Genomic DNA, 18330 nt, shown 5'->3' with positions numbered 1-18330 from the left:
TCTTGCACTTTATTCTCGATCGCGCGCTCAAAACCCAGGCTACCTCAAGTGCGATCGATATATTCAGCAAGCCCTATCTAAGCAAGAGAGAAAAGCTGGCTTTAACGATCGGAGTAATTGACAAAGGACATCATTACATCAAAGCATTTGGCAAGCTCAGCAACACCGCTCCGGCTGTTCCCAATGCTAATACAATTTACGAAATCGGTTCCGTGACTAAAGTATTTACAGTAACAGTTCTGGCTAAATTAGTGAATGATGGTAATGTCGAGCTAGACGCTCCGATTCGTCTCTATTTGCCCGTAGAAGTCATCAACCACTTAAATCCTGCCGTCCAATCCATCACCCTGCAACAGTTAGCAACTCCTACCTGGACTGCCCCGTTTGCCAGACAGTTTCCTTGCAGAAATCCAATATCCTAGCAATCCTTACCTTGACTACACGGCGCAGGAAATGTATGCCGATATAGCAGAAATCACGCTGCTGAGCTAACTCGGTCAAAGCTACGAATACTCTAACTTAGGCATGGGCTTGTTCGGACATTTGTTAAGGCTAAAAACTTCCAAAGCTTATGAAAAATTAGTGACAGAAATCATTAGCCAGCCGCTGGGTATGACAGATACGGCGATTCATCTGACACCGCAACAGATGCAGTGCCTTGCGCCCGGTCATTCAGCCGATGGAATGCTGACTTCAAAGTGGGATTTTGAGGTGATGCTAGCAAGAGCGTTTCGTTCGACATCTGAGGATTTGTTGAAGTTCCTGCAAGCTAATCTCTGTAAAGCGAATACCGCAATGGCTGCGATTTTCGCGCGATCGCGATCACAATATTTTGAGGAAAATGAAACTTTCACTATGCGCTTAGCTTGGCTGATTTTGACCCTACCGAATCGGCAAGTATTGTATTGGCATAACGGTGGTAGTGGCGACTATACGAGCTTCATAGGTTTTGACAAAAGCGAGCAAACAGAAGTAGCTATCCTCTCGAATTACGGTGATACAGCAAAGGATGATTTCTCAGTAGATGAAATAGGGATAACGACATTAATCTAACTAGCTTCGCCGTAGCGCCAGCTAATACATCGAGAATTTATGTAAAAAATAGTTGAATTCTTTACTGGTAGGGGTTAAGGTGCGTAATGCACACCCTACATTATTAGTTTGTGAGTAAGTCCTGTTACCAGAAAATCCTAATTACTATTCTCTAAGATAAAGAGGATTGAAATTGATTGATAATTGTTGCGGCAACCGTAACCCTTCTTTTAAGCAACCTGTGCCATGACCTGCCGCAGCGGAATCTTTACTACAAACTCAGTGCCCTTATCGAGAGTGGAATCACACTCAATCTTGCCGCCGTGTTTTTCAGTGACGATGTGATGACTGATCGACAGTCCCAAACCAGTGCCTTTGCCCACGGGTTTGGTGGTGAAGAACGGATCGAATAGTTTAGAGCGAATGAGTTCCGGGATACCGACTCCATTATCAGCAATGCTAATCGCGATCGAGTTAGCACTACCGATCGAGGTGCTGATGGTAATGGTAGGTTGTTGGTTATCCCTGACACCTGATGTCTGCAAGGCATCGATCGCATTAGTGAGGATATTCATGAATACCTGGTTGAGTTGACTGGGGTGGCATTCGACCTCCGGTAATTGCCCGTAGTTTTTGATGACTTGGATGGCAGGAAAATCGGGTCTGGCTTTCAGACGGTGTTGCAAAATCAACAGAGTGCTGTCGATACCTGCATGGATATCAACTGGTTTGCAGTCCGCTTCATCAAGGCGGGAGAAGTTGCACAGCGAGAGCACCAGTTGGCGAATCCGATCGCTCCCCATTTTCATCGAACCCAGCATCTTCCACAAATCCTCTTGCAAAAATTCCAGCTCCAGGTATTCTGCCCGCTCTCGGATTTCTGCTACCGGGTTGGGATAGTGCTTCTGGTAAAGTTGGACCAAGTTCAGCAGCTCCTGAGTGTATTCTTTGACATAGTTCAGGTTGCCTTGAATGAAATTCACCGGGTTGTTGATTTCGTGTGCCACTCCCGCCACCAATTGGGCTAGGGCAGACATTTTTTCACCTTGCACTAGATGCACTTGGGCTTGCTTGAAACTTTCTAAGGCCTGGTTGAGTTCGTTGGTGCGCTGTTCCATGATCCGGGTGGCATTCCGCAGTTGGAGATGCACCCGAATCCGTGCCAAGACTTCTTCATGCTGAATCGGCTTGGTGATATAGTCTACAGCACCCAGGCTCAGCCCTTTGACCTGATCCACCGAGTCGGAGAGGGCGGTCATGAAAATAACTGGAATATCGCGAGTGACCGGATTAGCTTTTAGCCGCTGACAGGTTTCAAAACCATCGATCCCTGGCATCATCACATCCAGCAAAATCAAATTTGGCTCAGACGATTGCACTCGTTGCAAGGCAGTTTCACCATTTTTGGCGATCGCCACCCGGTAGCCCTGTTCGCTCAACACATCAAACAATACTTGCAGATTGGTTGGGGTATCATCTACGACTAAGATCGTGTTTTCTTGAGAGATAGAATAGACTGACATTAGCAAACTCCTAAATATATTGAAGCGATCAATGGTTGATGGTGGATCGAGATTAAGTGGCTAAACCCGTGGCTCGATTAGACGCAGAATGGCTTCCTCATCAAACTGTTGACTCAATTCTAGAACTCGGTTCGCAAAGGTAGTATATTCCGGCGTTAATTGCTTCAAGCGATGGGCTTCCTGCTGGATATCGGTCATAAAACCACCCTGAGCGGCAGCATAGAGGGTTGCCAGTTCAGCAGCAGGGGGTATTATCATGCTAACCTCATCCGCGTTGCTGACAGCGGGTTGAGTCGCCTCTGTTTCGGTTTCGTAAATCCACTGCAATTGTAGATATCGCTGCAATTCGGCAAGCAACCCAGTAAACTCGATCGGTTTGGGGAAAAAGCTATTGCACCCTGCATCCAGACTTTCCTGTATATCCACCTGAGACAGAGTAGCAGGGGAGGCAATGATCGGAGTTTTGGCAAAATCTGGCAATTGTCGCAGGCGACGGGTCATTTCTAAGCCATCCATAATCGCCATATGTACATCGGTAATAATCAAGTCGGGTCGCGTCTGGATAGTGGAATCCAAACCTGCCTGCCCATTATCAGCTTCTGTCAGCTTGAAGCCCAGCGGTTCCAACATATTCACGGCCACCAGACGGTTTTCTTGGCGATCGTCAATGACCAGAATTTTGCGTCGTTCGCCCTGATAGCCAATAACCTTGTGGTTGGCGATCGCATTTTGTGTTGTCCAATCCGATGCTGGAAGCAAGTCGATCTCAAACCAGAAACTGCTGCCCTGGCCCAATACACTCTCGACGTGAATTTCGCTGTCCATCTTCTCGATGATTTGTTGACCTATGGCAAGTCCTAGTCCAGTGCCTTCGATGTTGCGATCGCGTTTCCCGGCCTGCTCAAAGGGTAAGAAAATCGTGGATAGTTTGTCTGGGGCAATGCCAATGCCAGTGTCTTTAATTAGGAAGCGAATTCTTGAAATTTTTGAGTTTTGAGTTTTGAGTTCTGAATTTGAGTCTTCTGACTCCACCACTTCTACGCGAAACGTGACGGTGCCAAAATCAGTAAATTTGACAGCATTGCTGAGTAGGTTGAGCAACACTTGCCGCAGGCGTTTGTCGTCAGCATGGACGGCAGTGGGCAGATTGCTCGCGGGCTGGTAATGAAACTCCACGCCTTTTTGCACTGCCTTGACGCGGCAAATATCCACAGTAGAAGAGAGGAAGTTAGCCAGATGGAAATCCTGGGGATAGAGTTCCATCTTTTGCACTTCCAGCTTGGACAGATCCAGAATGTCGTTGATCAGGGTGAGTAAATGGGAACCGCATTGATAAATCACCCCCAATCCTTTCATCTGCTTGGCGGTGGTGGCGGGGTCGCGCTGGAGGATTTGGGTATAGCCGAGGATGCCGTTGAGGGGGGTGCGGAGTTCGTGGTTCATGTTGGCCAGAAACTCGCTCTTGGTGCGGTTGGCAACTTCGGCAGCTTCTTTTGCGCGCAATATCTCTAGTTCTACCAACTTACGATCGCTAATATTGCGGCACACAACAACTCCCCCTTTCAATGCACCACTGGCATCTCTCAGAGGTCTGCCACTAGCTGTCAGCCAGAAACCCTTTGGGGCCTGGCGATGACGAGTAAAGATTTCCATATTGTCTACCTGCTCACCCCGAACAGCCCGCACTAAGGGAATTTGCTCTGTTGGGAGCGGAGTTACCCCATCGGATAGAAACAGTCCATACTGCTCTGACCATTCTTCCGGCTGGCTGTCGGGTATTTTGCCAAAAATCTGCTCGGCAGCGGGGTTAAACACCAGGAATCGACTGTTTTCATCGACAACGAGCACGCCATCGCTCATGCTGTTGAGGATTAGTTGCAACAGGCTAGTCTGGTTTTGAAATGTCTGGTTACTTTGCTGAAGGTCGGTTTCAGCTTGATTCCGCTTCAGGATTTCACTGCAAATCAGGCCGTAAGTCAACAGAATAATTCCTAGGTTGAGGGCGATGCCCACCAGAAATGCCATCATTGCCAGAAGGGTTGTGTGGGTGGCAGCTTGCTGTTTCTGCCGCCACCCTACGGTTTCGATCGCTTTGATATGCTGGGTCAGCAGCGTAATCTCGTCCAGCAGTCGTGGGGGGGTGCGATCGATCGCCGCCGCCAGCCCTTTGGTGTCCCGGAGTTCTACGCCCTGCCGGAGTTCCCCCAGGCGACGCAGGATAAATTCTTCCAGGCTCTTGGTAGCTGCCTGTTGGCGGGGATCCTTCTCTAGCAAGCTTTGCAATTGTCGCAATTCTTGATCGACATCGATCATCTTAAGCCCAAATTTCCTGAATTCATTTTTGTTTGGCGCGAGCAGGTATTGCCGCTGGCTCTTTTCAGCATCCTGAAATGCACTGGTCAACGCTTCCAAACTATTGAGCGCTTTTAGATGTTGGGCGATCTGGCGGTTAGTTTCTAAGGTGCGGTTAGCGCTCCACAATGCGATTCCACTGACTGCTAATGCCAGGAAAGTGGCTGCTCCCAGGCTCCCGGCAACGGTTTTGAGAAAGTTAGAGTGTTGTTTCATCATGTCTGTCTCGTGCTTAGTTTCGTCGATCTAAGACCGCAGAGGGCGGAGTCCAAATTTTTGAAAGACTGTCATTGCCCGATCGGTGCTTAAAAAGTCCAGATACGCCTGCGTTTCCTGGAGATGAGGAGAGGTTTTAACCACAGCCACACCGGAGCGAATTGGCTCATAGAGGTCGGGCGATACGGTGGCTAACACCTTGACCTTGGCAAAGGCTTTGGCTTCTGGCAGAAAGGTAATGCCCACCTCTGCCTCTCCCTGCTCGACGGCTCGCAAGACTTCCCGCACATCCACCTTTGCCCAGACTGCCTTGGACTCCACTGCCTGAAGGATGCCTAACCGACTCAGAATGGCGTGGGTATATTTGCCAACCGTCAGGTCTTTGTTGCCCATTGCCACCGTTTTGAGCCGATCGCTCGCTAACTCCTGCACATCATTCAGTTGCACCGCAGAATCAGCCGCAGCAATCACCACAATATCGGTGGTCACTAACTCCCGACGGCTTTCCGGCAGAATCAGCCCTTGGGCTTGCAACGCATTGAGCGGTGAAATATCGGATAACACAACCCCATCAAAAGGTTCTCCCTGCTCAACGGCTGCCCAGATTAAGGCAGTTCCGGCAAATGTCGGATTCAACCAGATATGGGGGTGTTCCTGCTGATAGAGTTGATCGATTTCCTCCACGGCAGTGCGAACCATGCCTGACACAGCCACATTGAGCGTCACCACCTGGATTTGGGGTGGGGAGGAGCAACAGCCCAGCCAGAGGGTGAGCGTCAAGGAGAGGAAGCACAATGTCAGCCTTCGGAGAAGTTTCATATCAGGTTTCCTGAGATTTCAGTTTCTAAGACCTGGATGGGGCTGTAAATGTCGGAACAGTCACTACAGCAACTCTCGGTTGTATCTAATATAAAGTCTCTAATATAATTGCCTGCCCATTCACCCGAATCGTTTAATCATCTCGTTCTGTGAAGTACCTGTAAACCTATTTCGGATAGTCGATCGCATAACCGATTACCCAAAAGCCTAATTCCACTAAAGGAATCGATTGAAGTCCTGAACTTGCACCTAAATCAAGGGCTAATCCTCGCGGTACTTAATCGATCGCAAATTGACAAAAAAGAGCGTGATTTCCCCCGCTCGCTGTTGCTGGATTTCCTGACATCTAACTGTAAATGCCAGCAAGTTGGTGGTTATAGTGGTCTTGTACTGTGTTCGCGATCGTGCTAAGTTTAATTACTTATTTAAACTAACCAAAATTATTCAACCCGATGGAAACTAAACCACCTTTACCGCCTTTCACCCTGGAAACTGCTAAAACTAGAGTTCAAGTCGCAGAAAATGCCTGGAATACCCGCGATCCAAAACGAGTATCTTTATCTTACACCGAAGATTCACCGTGGCGTAACCCTGCCTAATTTTTCAGTAGCAGGTAACAAATCAAGGATTTATTAAAACGAAAGTGGGCAAAAGAACTAGACTACTTTTTGAAAAATGAACTGTGGAGTTTTACAAAGAAGCTGATTTCTGTGCGCTTTGAATAGCAGTGGCACGATGGTCGGAGTGCGGATTTTTTCCTGGAAATAATCCCAGAATATCGAAGGAACAGGGAAAGGGGAAGAGGGCAGAAGAGAAATCCTCCCACTTTCCCACTCTCCCGCCTTGCTTTCGATAGTGATCGGGAGGCTCGCACTTGTATATCATTCCGATATAACAGGATTTGATATAATTCATGCTTGGCGGCGATCGCTTTTAATAACTTTTGTAAGTCGCTGTTAAAGCTTGCCTATTTGTTGATAGTAGCAAATGCAACAATTCCTGGTTAACATTTGTCGTAAACTGATGCTTAGCTGAAAAGTTACTATTGATTGTTATGCAAAAGTATAACTTAAAAAAGCTGCAACATGGTTCAGACATTCGCGGTATCACCATTGAAGGCGTTCCAGACGAACAGGTTAACCCCACCCCGGAAATGGCGACTATTTTGGGGCAAGCCTTTGTGAGTTTGCTGGTGCAAAAAGTCAATAAATCAGCGGCAGAATTAACAATCACGATCGGGCACGACTGCCGCCTATCCGGGCCAATCTTAATGCAGGCAGTCATAGCGGGTATCACCTCAGTCTGCAGCCCGGGCGACGAATTTGAAATGGCTTCAACTCCCGCCAAAACTTTGAGCATACCTGAACAATTTTTAGAGGAGGCACAGTATTGCTCAAATAGTGTGCCCACTGCGTAACTCCTGAATATTGCTATTTCCTTGCCGCAGCATTGGATCTGGGGTCTAAAACGTCTCGCAGCCCGTCGCCCAAAAGGTTGAAACCCAAAACAGTCAAGGTAATCAGCAAACCTGGAAACAAAATAGTCCAAGGAGAAGAAAGAGCGTATCCGCCCTTAAAAGCATCAGAAAGCATCGTCCCCAACTCAGGAACCGGCGGCTGTGCGCCCAAACCCAAAAAACCCAAACCGGCAGCTTCTAGTGTCGCCGTACCAGTCGAAAGAGTTGCTTGTACAACTAAAGGCGCGAGACTTCCCGGCAAAATGTGGCGAAAAATAATCCGTAAGTCGCTGGCGCCCAAGGCCTTGACAGCCAAAACAAATTCTTGTTCCCGCAGAGACAGCACCATACTGCGAGTTAAACGGATGTAAATCGGAATTTGCACGAGGCTGACGGCGATAATTACGCTTTGCAAACTCGGCCCCGTGACGGTAACAACGCCGATCGCCAGTAAAATCGAAGGAAAAGCTAGCAAAATATCCGCCAAAGTGCCGATCGCAATTTCCAGCAACCCCCGAAAATACCCGGCCACCAGCCCCAAAAGCGCTCCCACAATTAAACCCGCACCCACAGAAACCAGGCTGACGAGTAAAGAGAGCCCCAATCCGTGCCACACCCGCACCAACAAATCTCGCCCCAAACCGTCGGTGCCAAACCAATGTTTAGCGCTAGGAGCCACTAAGCGCAACAAATAATCTCGATCGACCGCAGCATCGTAGGGGGAAAGTACGGGGGCTAACAGTGCCGAAATCATCAGCCCTACAGTCAAAATTAAGCCGATTTTCCCCGAAGTCGATCGCCAAAATCGTTGAAAAGCTGCTTGTGGAAATACTAAGTTTTTATTCAATCTTCGATTTTCCATCTTTTGCTGTCACCAAAAAAACTGAGGACTTGGGCAACTATTAGGATAAATTAACGCTCGCGATCGCAGAAATACGTTAACAGGACTTGCTCCAGGGAAACCAAAAACTCGGTGCGTGCATTACCGTCCATATCCCATTGCATTTTTCGCCCTAAATGCCCAATGCGTGAGCTCTTCCTTAAAGACCCTTTAAGATATAGAGAACAAGATAAATTTAAAAGCACAATGACATCCACCCTACTCAAAACCTCAGCTCGATCGCCCCTCAACGCCCCAACAATCCGCCATTTTCCCAACGGCCTCACCGTTATAGCCGAACACCTGCCGGTCGATGCTGTTAACCTCAGCGTGTGGCTCAATTTAGGCTCAGCCGTCGAACCAGACGACATTAACGGCATGGCTCACTTTTTAGAACACATGATTTTTAAGGGAACTCCGAGCATTCCCAGTGGCGAATTTGAGCGCGCGATCGAGCAGCGGGGCGCTGTCACCAATGCTGCCACCAGCCAAGATTACACTAACTATTACATCACCACAGCTCCTAAAGATTTTGCCGAATTAGCTCCCCTGCAAGTCGAGGTGTTGCTGAATGCGAGCATTCCTGACGACGCCTTCGATCGAGAACGGCTGGTAGTCTTAGAAGAAATTAGACGATCGGAAGACAATCCCCGCCGCCGCACCTATCAGCGATCGATGGAATTAGCGTTTGAAGTCCTGCCGTACAAGCGACCGGTACTCGGCCCGACTGCGGTAATCGAACAGTTGACAGCGCAACAAATGCGGGATTTCCATAGCAGTAGATATCACCCAGGGGCCATGACAGCCGTAGCTGTTGGCAATTTGCCAGTCGATCAACTAATAGAAATTGTCGCAGACAGTTTCGCAGCAAAAAGCACAGCACAAAACAACAAAATAAATGTGCCTGCTGTCGGCAACTTTCACCCAGAAGCCCAAATCCCCAACTACGGCCAAGAATCGCCGTTTACAGAAACAGTCCGCCGCGAATTTGTAGACTCTGCCCTTCAGCAAGCCCGACTGATCCTGATGTGGCGAGTGCCCGGTTTCATGGAAATGTCGGAAACTTATGCCCTCGACGTTTTGGCGACAATATTGGGTCACGGCCGCACAACTCGCTTGGTTCAAGATTTGCGCGAAGAAAAAGGGTTAGTTTCGTCAATTTCGGTCAGCAACATGACTCAGCGGCTCGGCGGCGTATTCTCGATTTCTGCTCAACTAGCAACAGAAAACTTGGCAGCAGTGGAAGCTACGATCGTCCAACACATCCGCACTATCCAAACCGAACTGGTGACAGATGCCGAAATTTCCCGCATCCGTACTCAAGTAGCAAATCGGTTTATCTTTGGTAACGAAACTCCGAGCGATCGAGCAAGTTTGTACGGTTACTATCAGTCGATGGTAGGAGATATCGCTCCCGCCCTCAACTATGCCGCCTGCATCCAAGCTCAGACTGCCGAGGATCTCCGAGAAGCCGCCGTCAAATATCTGTCTCCCGATGCGATGGGTGTTGTGGTAATTCGCCCGAACGAAGCATGAATCTGACATCGCCTCAACAGGGGAATTCTGCCATCCCTCTGCTTTTGAGCCATCCAACGGCATTCGGCATTCGGCAGAAACAATGTCAACGCGCACGAGGGATTTTTAGTCAATAGTGCGTGAAATTCGATCTGCCCGCGCCTTGAAGGTTTTGTTTTGTATCAAATAATTAATATGAAGCCTTTAAGGTACGGGCGATCGGCAAAATTACCGTAATTTTATGAGACGATCAACTGGGAATTATTGACGAGCCAGCAATTTAGTCTAGGGAAACCGGATTGATCGTAATTCTAAAATCTAAAATCTAAAATCTAAAATCTAAAATCGATTGCTAGGCAAAATTACCGTAATTTTATGAGACGATCAACTGGGAATTATTGACGAGCCAGCAATTTAGTCTAGGGAAACCTGATTGATCGGCGATCGTAATTCTCAAATCTCAAATCTCAAATCGATTGAGCAGCAAAACTACCGTAATTTTATGAGACGATCAACTGGGAATTATTGACGAGCCAGCAATGTAGTCTGGGGAAACCGGATTGATCGGCGATCGTAATTCTCAAATCTCAAATCTCAAATCGATTGAGCAGCAAAACTACCGTAATTTTATGAGACGATCAACTGGGAATTATGGACGAGCCAGCAATTTAGTCTGGGGAAACCAGATTGATCGGCGATCGTAATTCTCAAATCTCAAATCTCAAATCGATTGACAGGGGCACGCAAGCATGAAATTACAAAACTTTCTCAACTCACAAATTAGGTACGATGCCAAAGCAATTGCTGCCGACGACGAACTCAGTCACCAAATTCAAAGCCGCCTCATTGACCTGGGTTTACTGAAGCCTCCCGTAGACGGGGAATTTGGCCCTCTCTCTACTGCGGCACTCCACCGATTTCAAACTCTGATGAAGTGCGGCGAACCGGGTTTTTTGGGAGCAGTCACAGCCAAAAAGCTAATCGAAACCAAACCAGGGGACATTATCACACCTCCCCTGATCCTGAAAACGCTTAGAGACACGATTTTTAAATCGAAACCGCTGGCGTCTTCTCAACTTCAGGACTCGGAAAAACAAGTAATACCAGCAGGAAAAGAGTTTGAGATCCTGGCTTTTGCTCCGGCTCGCGGTCACATCAGAGTTGCTCTCCGCAACGAGTCTTTCAAAGATTCAGGGATTTGGTATGTTTTCGGAGCACACGCTCAAATTACTCAAGACGGCGTTCTGTTTTTTCCCAAACCGAATCCCCCAACTGTCAGGCTTGGCATTCCTTATCTATCGCAAATGGATAACTTGAATAATCCTACAGGTTCTTGCAATGTAACTTCATTAGCGATGTGTATGGACTTTTTGAGGGTGCCACGGCGCACACAAAGCGGGCAATATGAAGACGAGCTCTACGAATATGCGATCGCCAAAGGTTACAGTCGCTGGGACCCCTACGATTTAGCAAAGATTGTTAGAGATTACGGCGCTCAAGATTTCTTTACCGAGAATGCAACTATTGATGACGTTCAAGATTGGCTAGCCAGCGGAAATCCCGCTGTCATCCACGGATACTTCACGTCTTTCGGTCACATTATAGTTGTCTCCGGCTACGACAGCGAGGGATTCTTCGTTCACGATCCCTATGGCGAGTGGTTCCCCATCGGCTACGACACAAGTCTCAGCGGTGCTTACTTGCACTATACTTACCGCTTAATCCGCAGCCTCTGTATGCCTGACGGTAATTTTTGGGTTCATTTTATCTCGAAGTAATTGTTAAGAGTCATTAGTCATTAGTCATTAGTCATTAGCTAAGAGATAAGTTGCCTCTGGAATTATTCGGCGATTCAAATCGCTTAATAGTCAAACGAAGTCCGAGCAGAGGGAGACTAAAGAGTAAAAGGCGTATTAAAGCTTGATTTTGTATTGACCATATTTTCTATCACTAATGACTGCTGACTAATGACTAATGACTCTGAATTTTCATACTCAAATCCAGCCAAGTCGATCGCGTAATCGGAGCACTGGTAGAAATATAGTCAACTCCGGTTTCTCCCACACTTCTAATTGTTTCTAAAGTAACATTGCCGGAAGCTTCAATTTTGACCCGATCGCTCTTTTGGCGAATTAGTGCCACAGCCTGCCGCATCAAATCAAAGGACATATTATCTAACATGATAATATCGGCTTTGTGCTGCAAAGCTGTCTCTACCTCAGCGAGAGTTTCGGTTTCGACTTCGATCGTCAGCGGATAGGGGATAGAATTGCGAATTAGGGCGATCGCCTCTGCAATTCCCCCAGCCGCCGCAATGTGATTGTCTTTAATCATCACGGCGTCATCTAATCCCATCCGGTGATTGCAAGCACCGCCGACTTGAGTTGCGTATTTTTCCAACAATCTCAACCCCGGTGTTGTCTTGCGCGTATCCACTAATTGCACGGGCAAATCGGCAATTTTGTCAACATATTTCTGAGTCAAAGTAGCGATGCCACTCAAACGCATTGCCAAGTTTAATGCTACTCTTTCTCCGGTTAGCAGCGCGTCGAAATTGCCGGAAATCTCGGCAATTACTTCTCCTTTTTCGCACAGTTTCCCTTCTGGTACTTGGGGGATGAAACTGAGGCTGCTGTCTAAAAGTTTAAATGTGCGATCGGCAATTGGCAATCCGGCAATGACTCCAGCTTCTTTAACAATCCATTTAGCTGTACCCTGGATGCTGTTTGCGGGAAATAAGGCCGATGTTGTGCGATCGCCCCTACCGATATCTTCTAGTAGCCAGTTGTGCAATAGGGAGTCTAAAACTATCCAAGGCGGTAATATTGCTGTCATGTTTTTGTCAGTTGTTATATCCAGATCGTATCTACTAGGAACAATAGTCGATCGGGTAATTTTAGGCAAGTTGCAAAATAATGATGGTGTGAGCGATCGTGTGGCGATCGGGATTTGGGTAGAAAGGGAGGGCGATCGTACTAGATAATGGGGGTATTCTGTTGCTGACTTTGGGTGTGGGTGCTTTAATGGAGTAGATGGGGCGATCGCGAGAAGAAACCATGATACAGCCAGTCATTTTAGAAAAATTAGCCGAACTCCCTGAGTCTCTTCAGACAGAAGTGCTTCATTACATTGAGTTTTTAATTGAAAAGCAGGCTAAAAACTCAACCCAAGAAAAGCCGACAAAGCGAGGCGGACTTGGAATTTGGAAAGGTAAAATCTGGATATCTGATGATTTTGATGAACCTCTCGAAGATTTAAAGGATTAACTCTGCTTGACGAGCTTGTTATAGTAGAAGTATTGTCTAAAATGACAACAGTCTAAATGGTAACGCAATCATGTCCTTCGATTCTAATATCCCTCGAACTACAGGTGAACCACTCAATCTCACTATCAACATGGGAGACAAAGTTTTTATTATGGGTGCTAACGGCACCGGAAAGTCCAGTCTGATGCAACATTTATATATGAGCCTTCATTATTATGGTCAGACTAATAATGTGCGACGGATATCGGCGCATCGCCAAAATTGGTTTTCTTCCACCACAATGGATTTATCGTCTCAGCAAAAGCGAAATTTTGAAAACAATATGCGAAGTGGGGATACTAATCTAGATTCACGCTGGAAAGACGATTATGCTAGCCAACGTGCAAGTATTTCGATTTATGACCTCATTGACGCTGAGAACGTACGTGCTCGCTCAATTGCTGGTGCAGTCGATAGCCAGAATATGGAGTATGCAAAAACTCTTTCCAAAGAAGATGCTCCTATAAAGATTATCAACGAGCTTCTACGTCTTTCAAATATTCCTATTGAGATATCTGTCGGTGAAAACGATCAGGTAGTTGGAAGCAAATGTGGAGGTACTCCTTACAGCGTTGCGGAGCTTTCAGACGGCGAACGTAATGCCTTGCTAATCGCAGCGAACGTGTTAACCGTTAAGAGTGGTACTTTAGTGCTAATTGATGAGCCGGAGCGCCACCTTCATCGCTCCATCATTTCACCACTGCTGACACATTTGTTCTCTAAGCGAGATGATTGTGCATTCATCGTATCTACACATGATGTGATGCTGCCCCTCGACAATCCGAGTGCGCGTACATTGCTCATTCGGGGCTGCACCTACGCGGGATCTTCTGTAAGTGGTTGGGATGCAGATATTGTTCCCCCCGAAACAGAGATTGATGATGACATCAAGAAGGATATCCTTGGTGCGCGTAGAAAGATTCTATTTATCGAAGGCACTGAGAACAGCCTTGATAAGCCACTTTACAATCTAGTGTTTCCAAATGTCTCCATTATTGCCAAATCAAGCTGTCGAGATGTCGAACATACCGTTTCTAGCATCCGGGACTCTGCCAACCTTCACTGGGTTCATGCTTTGGGCATTGTTGATAATGATCGGCGACCAGACACTGACATTAATCGGCTTAGGGAGAAGGGCATTTATGCCCTTCCGGTCTTCTCAGTTGAGTCGATATATTACCATCCACATATTCAAGGCTTTATTGCACAACGCCAAGCAAATTTTCTCGGAGGCGATGCTTCCACATACCTTGATAATGCTAAAACTGTTGCAATGAAAAAAATCAATGAAGGTATGCAATCTCTGAGTATTAAAACTGCTGAAAAAGCAATTCGTGAGGAGTATTTTCGCAACACGCCTAAGAAAGAAGATATTAAGAATGGTAGACCAGTAAATGTTTCTATCGATGTGAATGAGTTTGTAAAACAAGAGTTGGAACGGCTAGGGAATGCACTTAATAGTGGGGACTTTACAGAACTAATTTCACAATATCCAGTTCGTGAAACAGGGGCTTTAACTAACATTGCAAAAGAGCTTAAATTCCAAAAACGTGAAGATTATGAGGGGGCTGTACGAAAACTATTAATGGATAACACAGAGGCTTTAAATTTTGTGAAATCTCTCTTTGGTTCCCTAGTTTCTGACATTGAGGCAGTATGAGTGCGTACAGTCATTCATGTAAAAAATCGAGGTTTTTACCCTAACCATAACTTCTATCACACATCCTTTATTGTTATGATTGTATTAAAATAAAGACGACGGAAAGGGGCAATTATGATGAGTATTCGTGATCTTGCGATCGCCAAATTGCAACTTCCAGAATCATTCTTGCCCGAAGTCAGCGACTTCCTCTACTTTGTGATGCACAAGGAGCAAAATATAATAGCTCAACCCAAACTCCCAGACGATATTGCCAAAGCTTGGGCAAAAGGGTTCGAGGAATTCGATCGCTTGGAAGTAATGACTAATGGCCCGATAGCCAATTTAAGCTATACTAAAAGCTATAGCAGTTCATCTAACTCAACAGCAGGCCGAGACTTTACGGTGGGTAAGTAGCGCTGACGGGAAGTTTGCACGAAATTTGATCGGGTAGAATTCGGATAGTTGTGCTAATTTAGAATGCAAAAAAGATGTTCGGCGTTTGCGGGTAACATTGGAACTGGCGAGGTGACGATCTACTGGGGGGTTCTGCACGATTTAGGTAGAGCCTTTAGAAAAGCGTAAATTCAAGACGTAAACGCTGTAAGGGAAAACCTATCCTAAACAGAGGAGTTTTCCGTTTTCAAACTGAAAGGCTTAAAATGAGCAAATAGGGGCACTGGGTCAAGCAAATCTCCTGTACCGCTAGAGAAGGTTATATGGTGTACCAGAGTTTAGGACAACGGTTATCCAGTCTCAGAGTTGGGCAAAAGATCGGTTTAGGATACACCCTTGCTCTCAGCATTGCTGTGTGTGGAACAATTGCTGGTTTTGGAATTGGCGATCGTTATCAACAAGAGACTCAAGACCTAGAACAACACGCGCGTAACGAAGTGGAACTTCTGCATCGTCTGCAATCTCGTATTCTCCAAGCCCGAACCCATCAACAACAACTCATCCCTCTAGTGCGATACCCAAAAAAATTTCAGCATGAATATGCTCACCTGCTGAAGCATGAAACTGAAATTAAAGAAATTTGGGCTGAACTTAAGGCATTTGTGGCAAAGTTTCCGACCCTACAAGCTGGTGTGCGTCACGCAACGATTACAGCCTTGTTGCAAACCTATGACCGTGTACCACAACTCTACTCACAGGAATTAGAACGCCGAGTTGAACGAATTCGTGGGCTGAATCTTGCGTCACCCACTGATGTTGAGCAAGCCCAAGCCCTGATGTTGGAATTTACCAACAGCGATTTGGCGCTTGAATTCGATGGCATCTCGGATGATTTGGTGGGTTTAATTGACCAAGCTTACCAAGAACTTGATGTCGCAACAAGGTCAGATCAACAGGCTAGTGAAGTTGCGGAGAAAGTTGTAGTTGCAAGTATCGGATTGTCTGTTGCGATCGCCATTCTTTTGGCAATTTTGACCAGCCGAGCAATTGCCCAACCCATTCAAGCTCTTACCAGCATTGCCCGACGATCCACTGAAGAATCTAATTTTGAGTTACAAGCGACTGTTGAGCAAGATGATGAGATTGGAACCCTTGCCAATGCCTTTAACCAATTAATTCGCGCTGTTCAACAACTGTTACAGCAACAGAAAACAGCCAACGAACAACTCGAAAACTACAGCCAAACCCTTGAATCTAAAGTTGAGGTAAGAACCCAAGAACTCAGCGACAAAAATACGCAGTTGCAACAACTATTAGAGGAACTGAAACGCACTCAGGTTCAGATGGTGCATAGCGAAAAGATGTCTGCTTTGGGGCAAATGGTGGCAGGGGTGGCACACGAAATCAACAATCCAGTCAACTTCATTCACGGCAACCTGACTCATGTGCAGGAATACGCCCACAATTTATTAGGTTTGGTGCAACTCTACCAGAATTACTATCCCGACCCAGCACCCGAAATCCAAGCTGAGGCAGAAGATATTGATATGGAGTTTATCCAAGCCGATCTACCTAAAGTCCTCGACTCCATGAAACTCGGCACGGATCGAATTCGTCAGATTGTTTTGTCACTCCGCAACTTTTCACGAATGGATGAAGCTGACTTCAAAGCCGTAGATATTCATGAGGGCATTGATAGTACATTGTTGATTTTACAGCATCGCTTGAAAGATAAACCAGAGCGTCCAGCGATTCAAGTAATTCGTGATTATGGTAATCTACCGCTAATCGAATGCTATCCTGGTCAAATCAATCAGGCGTTTATGAACATCCTAGCAAATGCCATTGATGCCCTGGAAGAAGCTAACGTCAAACGAACCTATCAGGAACTCAAGGAAAATCCCAACCTGATTACCATTCGGACTACTATGATTGATTCAAAGTGGGTAAAAATTGCAATTTCTGATAACGGAATGGGAATGCCTGAATCTGTTCAGAAACGCCTCTTTGATCCATTCTTCACCACAAAGTCTGTCGGTAAGGGAACGGGCATGGGGCTGCCGATTAGCTATCAAATTGTCACTGAGAAACATGGTGGTAAGTTAGATTGCTTCTCAATACCTGGTGAGAGAACGGAGTTTGTCATTCAAATCCTTGCCCACCAGCAAATCCGCGATGCGGTCTAACAAAATGCGCCCGACCGCCGAAAGGTTTGCTGTTAGGCTTTTGAGGTTATATGCTATGAGGTTTTAGTTGTAATATTCACTTTCTCTTTTCGCCTAACTCCTCAAAAAACTAAAGCCCTTTTCCGTTGTTGCGGGAAAAGAGCTTTAATTTATTATTAACCTGGCACTGAGCTATTTTACCGGGCAGTGACCCGCCGAGTATCTTCGCCATAGCAACGTTTAACAACCGAGTTCGGGATGGATCGGAGTGGTTCCATTACATCATAAGCACCAGGAAAGCTTTTAAAACTTTTAATCCTGTGTCTGCGTTAAGTTTGATGCGCTGCATCTGTTTCGCTCGACTTAATTACTGTATCAAGTTTTCCCCAGGCTGTCAACCCCTTCGTCAAAACTTTTTTTGATCGCCCGAAACAGCCCCCAATAGACGAGTTTGACGTATTATTTGCCAGTGTTGCCCATCGACCTTTAACTCACAAATCCAAAAACGCCGCATCGACACCTTGTTCTCTGCGAATCTTCCCGTCCTTCACAAACCAGGCCACGACCTGCTTAACTGTTAATTGTTCGATCGCCCTTTCGGCTTCTGCCGCCATTTGCCTCAACGGCCGCAAAGACGCCACCACCAAATTCGTAAAAAAGTTTTCAAAACTCGCATCAAGTTCGATCGACCCTAAATCTGCTGCTGGCCCAGAATATTGAGATTTCTACAAAGGGCGCAAGACTTGCTGTGGTGTAGATGCCTAATAACTCACCAAAAAACTAAAGCCCTTTTCCGTTGTTGCGGGAAAAGAGCTTTAGTTTATTATTAACCTGGCACTGAGCTATTTTACCGGGCAGTGACCCGCCGAGTATCTTCGCCATAGCAACGTTTAACAACCGAGTTCGGGATGGATCGGAGTGGTTCCATTACATCATAAGCACCAGGAAAGCTTTTAAAACTTTTAATCCTGTGTCTGCGTTTTGTTTGATGCGCTGCATCTCTTTCGCTCGACTTAATTACCTTATCAAGTT

The 18330-nt window shown here is 46.4% G+C and carries 15 protein-coding genes, 2 rRNA genes and 3 pseudogenes; 11 read left to right on the top strand and 9 right to left on the bottom strand.

Annotated features, from left to right (window positions below; translation table 11 throughout):
• On the top strand, positions 1 to 422 hold a 422-nt coding region (locus QUA40_RS06190), incomplete at its 5' end, for a serine hydrolase domain-containing protein (protein ID WP_333122850.1).
• Positions 423 to 507: 85 nt separating this feature from the next.
• Positions 508 to 1053 (top strand): annotated as a pseudogene (locus QUA40_RS06185) (serine hydrolase domain-containing protein); the annotation flags it as partial.
• A gap of 209 nt (positions 1054 to 1262) precedes the next feature.
• Here QUA40_RS06185 and QUA40_RS06180 read toward each other — a convergent pair.
• From QUA40_RS06180 to modA, 3 genes are read right to left on the bottom strand one after another with little or no spacing between them, the layout of a single operon-like run.
• Entirely contained in the window at positions 1263 to 2555 is a 1293-nt protein-coding gene (locus QUA40_RS06180; protein WP_333122847.1) for a response regulator, read from the bottom strand.
• A gap of 60 nt (positions 2556 to 2615) precedes the next feature.
• Entirely contained in the window at positions 2616 to 5126 is a 2511-nt protein-coding gene (locus tag QUA40_RS06175; RefSeq protein WP_333122845.1) for an ATP-binding protein, read from the bottom strand.
• A gap of 27 nt (positions 5127 to 5153) precedes the next feature.
• Positions 5154 to 5942, bottom strand: coding sequence for a molybdate ABC transporter substrate-binding protein (gene modA, locus QUA40_RS06170; RefSeq protein ID WP_333122842.1), 789 nt, complete (start codon positions 5940 to 5942; stop codon positions 5154 to 5156).
• Between the two features lie 452 nt (positions 5943 to 6394).
• Here modA and QUA40_RS06165 point away from each other — a divergent pair.
• Together QUA40_RS06165 and QUA40_RS06160 are read left to right on the top strand one after the other, a co-directional pair.
• A pseudogene (locus QUA40_RS06165) lies at positions 6395 to 6667 on the top strand (DUF1348 family protein).
• 329 nt (positions 6668 to 6996) lie between these two features.
• Entirely contained in the window at positions 6997 to 7359 is a 363-nt protein-coding gene (locus tag QUA40_RS06160) for a hypothetical protein (protein ID WP_333122840.1), read from the top strand.
• A gap of 13 nt (positions 7360 to 7372) precedes the next feature.
• On the opposite strand, the gene QUA40_RS06155 is transcribed toward QUA40_RS06160, so the two are convergent.
• Entirely contained in the window at positions 7373 to 8260 is an 888-nt protein-coding gene (locus tag QUA40_RS06155) for an ABC transporter permease (RefSeq protein WP_333122838.1), read from the bottom strand.
• Positions 8261 to 8485: 225 nt separating this feature from the next.
• On the opposite strand from QUA40_RS06155, the gene QUA40_RS06150 reads away from it, so the two are divergent.
• Both QUA40_RS06150 and QUA40_RS06145 read left to right on the top strand, forming a co-directional pair.
• On the top strand, positions 8486 to 9814 hold the full coding sequence (locus QUA40_RS06150) for a pitrilysin family protein (protein WP_333122835.1): 1329 nt from the start codon (positions 8486 to 8488) through the stop codon (positions 9812 to 9814).
• A gap of 728 nt (positions 9815 to 10542) precedes the next feature.
• Entirely contained in the window at positions 10543 to 11571 is a 1029-nt protein-coding gene (locus tag QUA40_RS06145; RefSeq protein ID WP_333122832.1) for a C39 family peptidase, read from the top strand.
• A gap of 193 nt (positions 11572 to 11764) precedes the next feature.
• Here QUA40_RS06145 and nadC read toward each other — a convergent pair whose 3' ends face one another.
• Both nadC and QUA40_RS06135 read right to left on the bottom strand, forming a co-directional pair.
• Positions 11765 to 12628, bottom strand: a complete 864-nt coding sequence (gene nadC / locus QUA40_RS06140; RefSeq protein ID WP_333122830.1) for a carboxylating nicotinate-nucleotide diphosphorylase — start codon at positions 12626 to 12628, stop codon at positions 11765 to 11767.
• Positions 12629 to 12689: 61 nt separating this feature from the next.
• A complete protein-coding gene (locus tag QUA40_RS06135) occupies positions 12690 to 12851 on the bottom strand; it encodes a hypothetical protein (protein ID WP_333122827.1) in 162 nt (53 codons plus the stop codon).
• Between QUA40_RS06135 and vapB the strand changes: the two genes are divergently transcribed.
• The 5 genes and pseudogenes from vapB to QUA40_RS06115 all read left to right on the top strand — a co-directional run bounded on the left by vapB (position 12850) and on the right by QUA40_RS06115 (position 17319).
• Positions 12850 to 13059 carry a type II toxin-antitoxin system VapB family antitoxin gene (gene vapB, locus QUA40_RS06130; RefSeq protein ID WP_333122824.1) on the top strand — a complete coding sequence of 70 codons (210 nt, stop codon included), beginning with the start codon at positions 12850 to 12852 and terminating at the stop codon, positions 13057 to 13059. The genes QUA40_RS06135 and vapB overlap by 2 nt on opposite strands.
• 70 nt (positions 13060 to 13129) lie before the next feature.
• Positions 13130 to 14758 carry an AAA family ATPase gene (locus tag QUA40_RS06125; protein WP_333122821.1) on the top strand — a complete coding sequence of 543 codons (1629 nt, stop codon included), beginning with the start codon at positions 13130 to 13132 and terminating at the stop codon, positions 14756 to 14758.
• A gap of 114 nt (positions 14759 to 14872) precedes the next feature.
• On the top strand, positions 14873 to 15154 hold the full coding sequence (locus QUA40_RS06120) for a hypothetical protein (protein ID WP_333122818.1): 282 nt from the start codon (positions 14873 to 14875) through the stop codon (positions 15152 to 15154).
• Positions 15141 to 15191: pseudogene (locus tag QUA40_RS28950) on the top strand (hypothetical protein); the annotation flags it as partial. The gene QUA40_RS06120 and the pseudogene QUA40_RS28950, both read left to right, overlap by 14 nt.
• Before the next feature lie 265 nt (positions 15192 to 15456).
• Entirely contained in the window at positions 15457 to 17319 is a 1863-nt protein-coding gene (locus QUA40_RS06115) for an ATP-binding protein (protein ID WP_333122815.1), read from the top strand.
• A 158-nt stretch (positions 17320 to 17477) separates the two neighbouring features.
• Here QUA40_RS06115 and rrf (QUA40_RS06110) read toward each other — a convergent pair.
• From rrf (QUA40_RS06110) to rrf (QUA40_RS06100), 3 genes are all read right to left on the bottom strand, one after another.
• Positions 17478 to 17594: ribosomal RNA gene (rrf, locus tag QUA40_RS06110) — 5S ribosomal RNA — on the bottom strand.
• Positions 17595 to 17789: 195 nt separating this feature from the next.
• A complete protein-coding gene (locus tag QUA40_RS06105) occupies positions 17790 to 17939 on the bottom strand; it encodes a hypothetical protein (RefSeq protein WP_333122812.1) in 150 nt (49 codons plus the stop codon).
• A 188-nt stretch (positions 17940 to 18127) separates the two neighbouring features.
• A 5S ribosomal RNA gene (rrf, locus tag QUA40_RS06100) occupies positions 18128 to 18244 on the bottom strand.
• Positions 18245 to 18330 lie beyond the last annotated feature (86 nt).

It is taken from the genome of Microcoleus sp. Pol11C3 (genome assembly GCF_036701485.1).
Lineage (GTDB): Bacteria > Cyanobacteriota > Cyanobacteriia > Cyanobacteriales > Microcoleaceae > Microcoleus.
The sequence above is the reverse complement of the archived record's forward strand: the minus strand, read 5'-3'. Positions and strand labels throughout refer to the sequence as shown.

Excerpts from the sequence above, each read along its gene's own strand:
- QUA40_RS06135 (WP_333122827.1), bottom strand. The coding sequence starts at position 12,851 with ATGGTTTCTTCTCGCGATCGCCCCATCTACTCCATTAAAGCACCCACA.
- QUA40_RS06145 (WP_333122832.1), top strand. The coding sequence starts at position 10,543 with ATGAAATTACAAAACTTTCTCAACTCACAAATTAGGTACGATGCCAAA.
- QUA40_RS06160 (WP_333122840.1), top strand. The coding sequence starts at position 6,997 with ATGCAAAAGTATAACTTAAAAAAGCTGCAACATGGTTCAGACATTCGC.
- nadC (WP_333122830.1), bottom strand. The coding sequence starts at position 12,628 with ATGACAGCAATATTACCGCCTTGGATAGTTTTAGACTCCCTATTGCAC.
- QUA40_RS06150 (WP_333122835.1), top strand. The coding sequence starts at position 8,486 with ATGACATCCACCCTACTCAAAACCTCAGCTCGATCGCCCCTCAACGCC.
- QUA40_RS06155 (WP_333122838.1), bottom strand. The coding sequence starts at position 8,260 with ATGGAAAATCGAAGATTGAATAAAAACTTAGTATTTCCACAAGCAGCT.
- QUA40_RS06120 (WP_333122818.1), top strand. The coding sequence starts at position 14,873 with ATGATGAGTATTCGTGATCTTGCGATCGCCAAATTGCAACTTCCAGAA.
- vapB (WP_333122824.1), top strand. The coding sequence starts at position 12,850 with ATGATACAGCCAGTCATTTTAGAAAAATTAGCCGAACTCCCTGAGTCT.
- QUA40_RS06125 (WP_333122821.1), top strand. The coding sequence starts at position 13,130 with ATGTCCTTCGATTCTAATATCCCTCGAACTACAGGTGAACCACTCAAT.
- QUA40_RS06180 (WP_333122847.1), bottom strand. The coding sequence starts at position 2,555 with ATGTCAGTCTATTCTATCTCTCAAGAAAACACGATCTTAGTCGTAGAT.
- QUA40_RS06175 (WP_333122845.1), bottom strand. The coding sequence starts at position 5,126 with ATGATGAAACAACACTCTAACTTTCTCAAAACCGTTGCCGGGAGCCTG.
- modA (WP_333122842.1), bottom strand. The coding sequence starts at position 5,942 with ATGAAACTTCTCCGAAGGCTGACATTGTGCTTCCTCTCCTTGACGCTC.
- QUA40_RS06115 (WP_333122815.1), top strand. The coding sequence starts at position 15,457 with ATGGTGTACCAGAGTTTAGGACAACGGTTATCCAGTCTCAGAGTTGGG.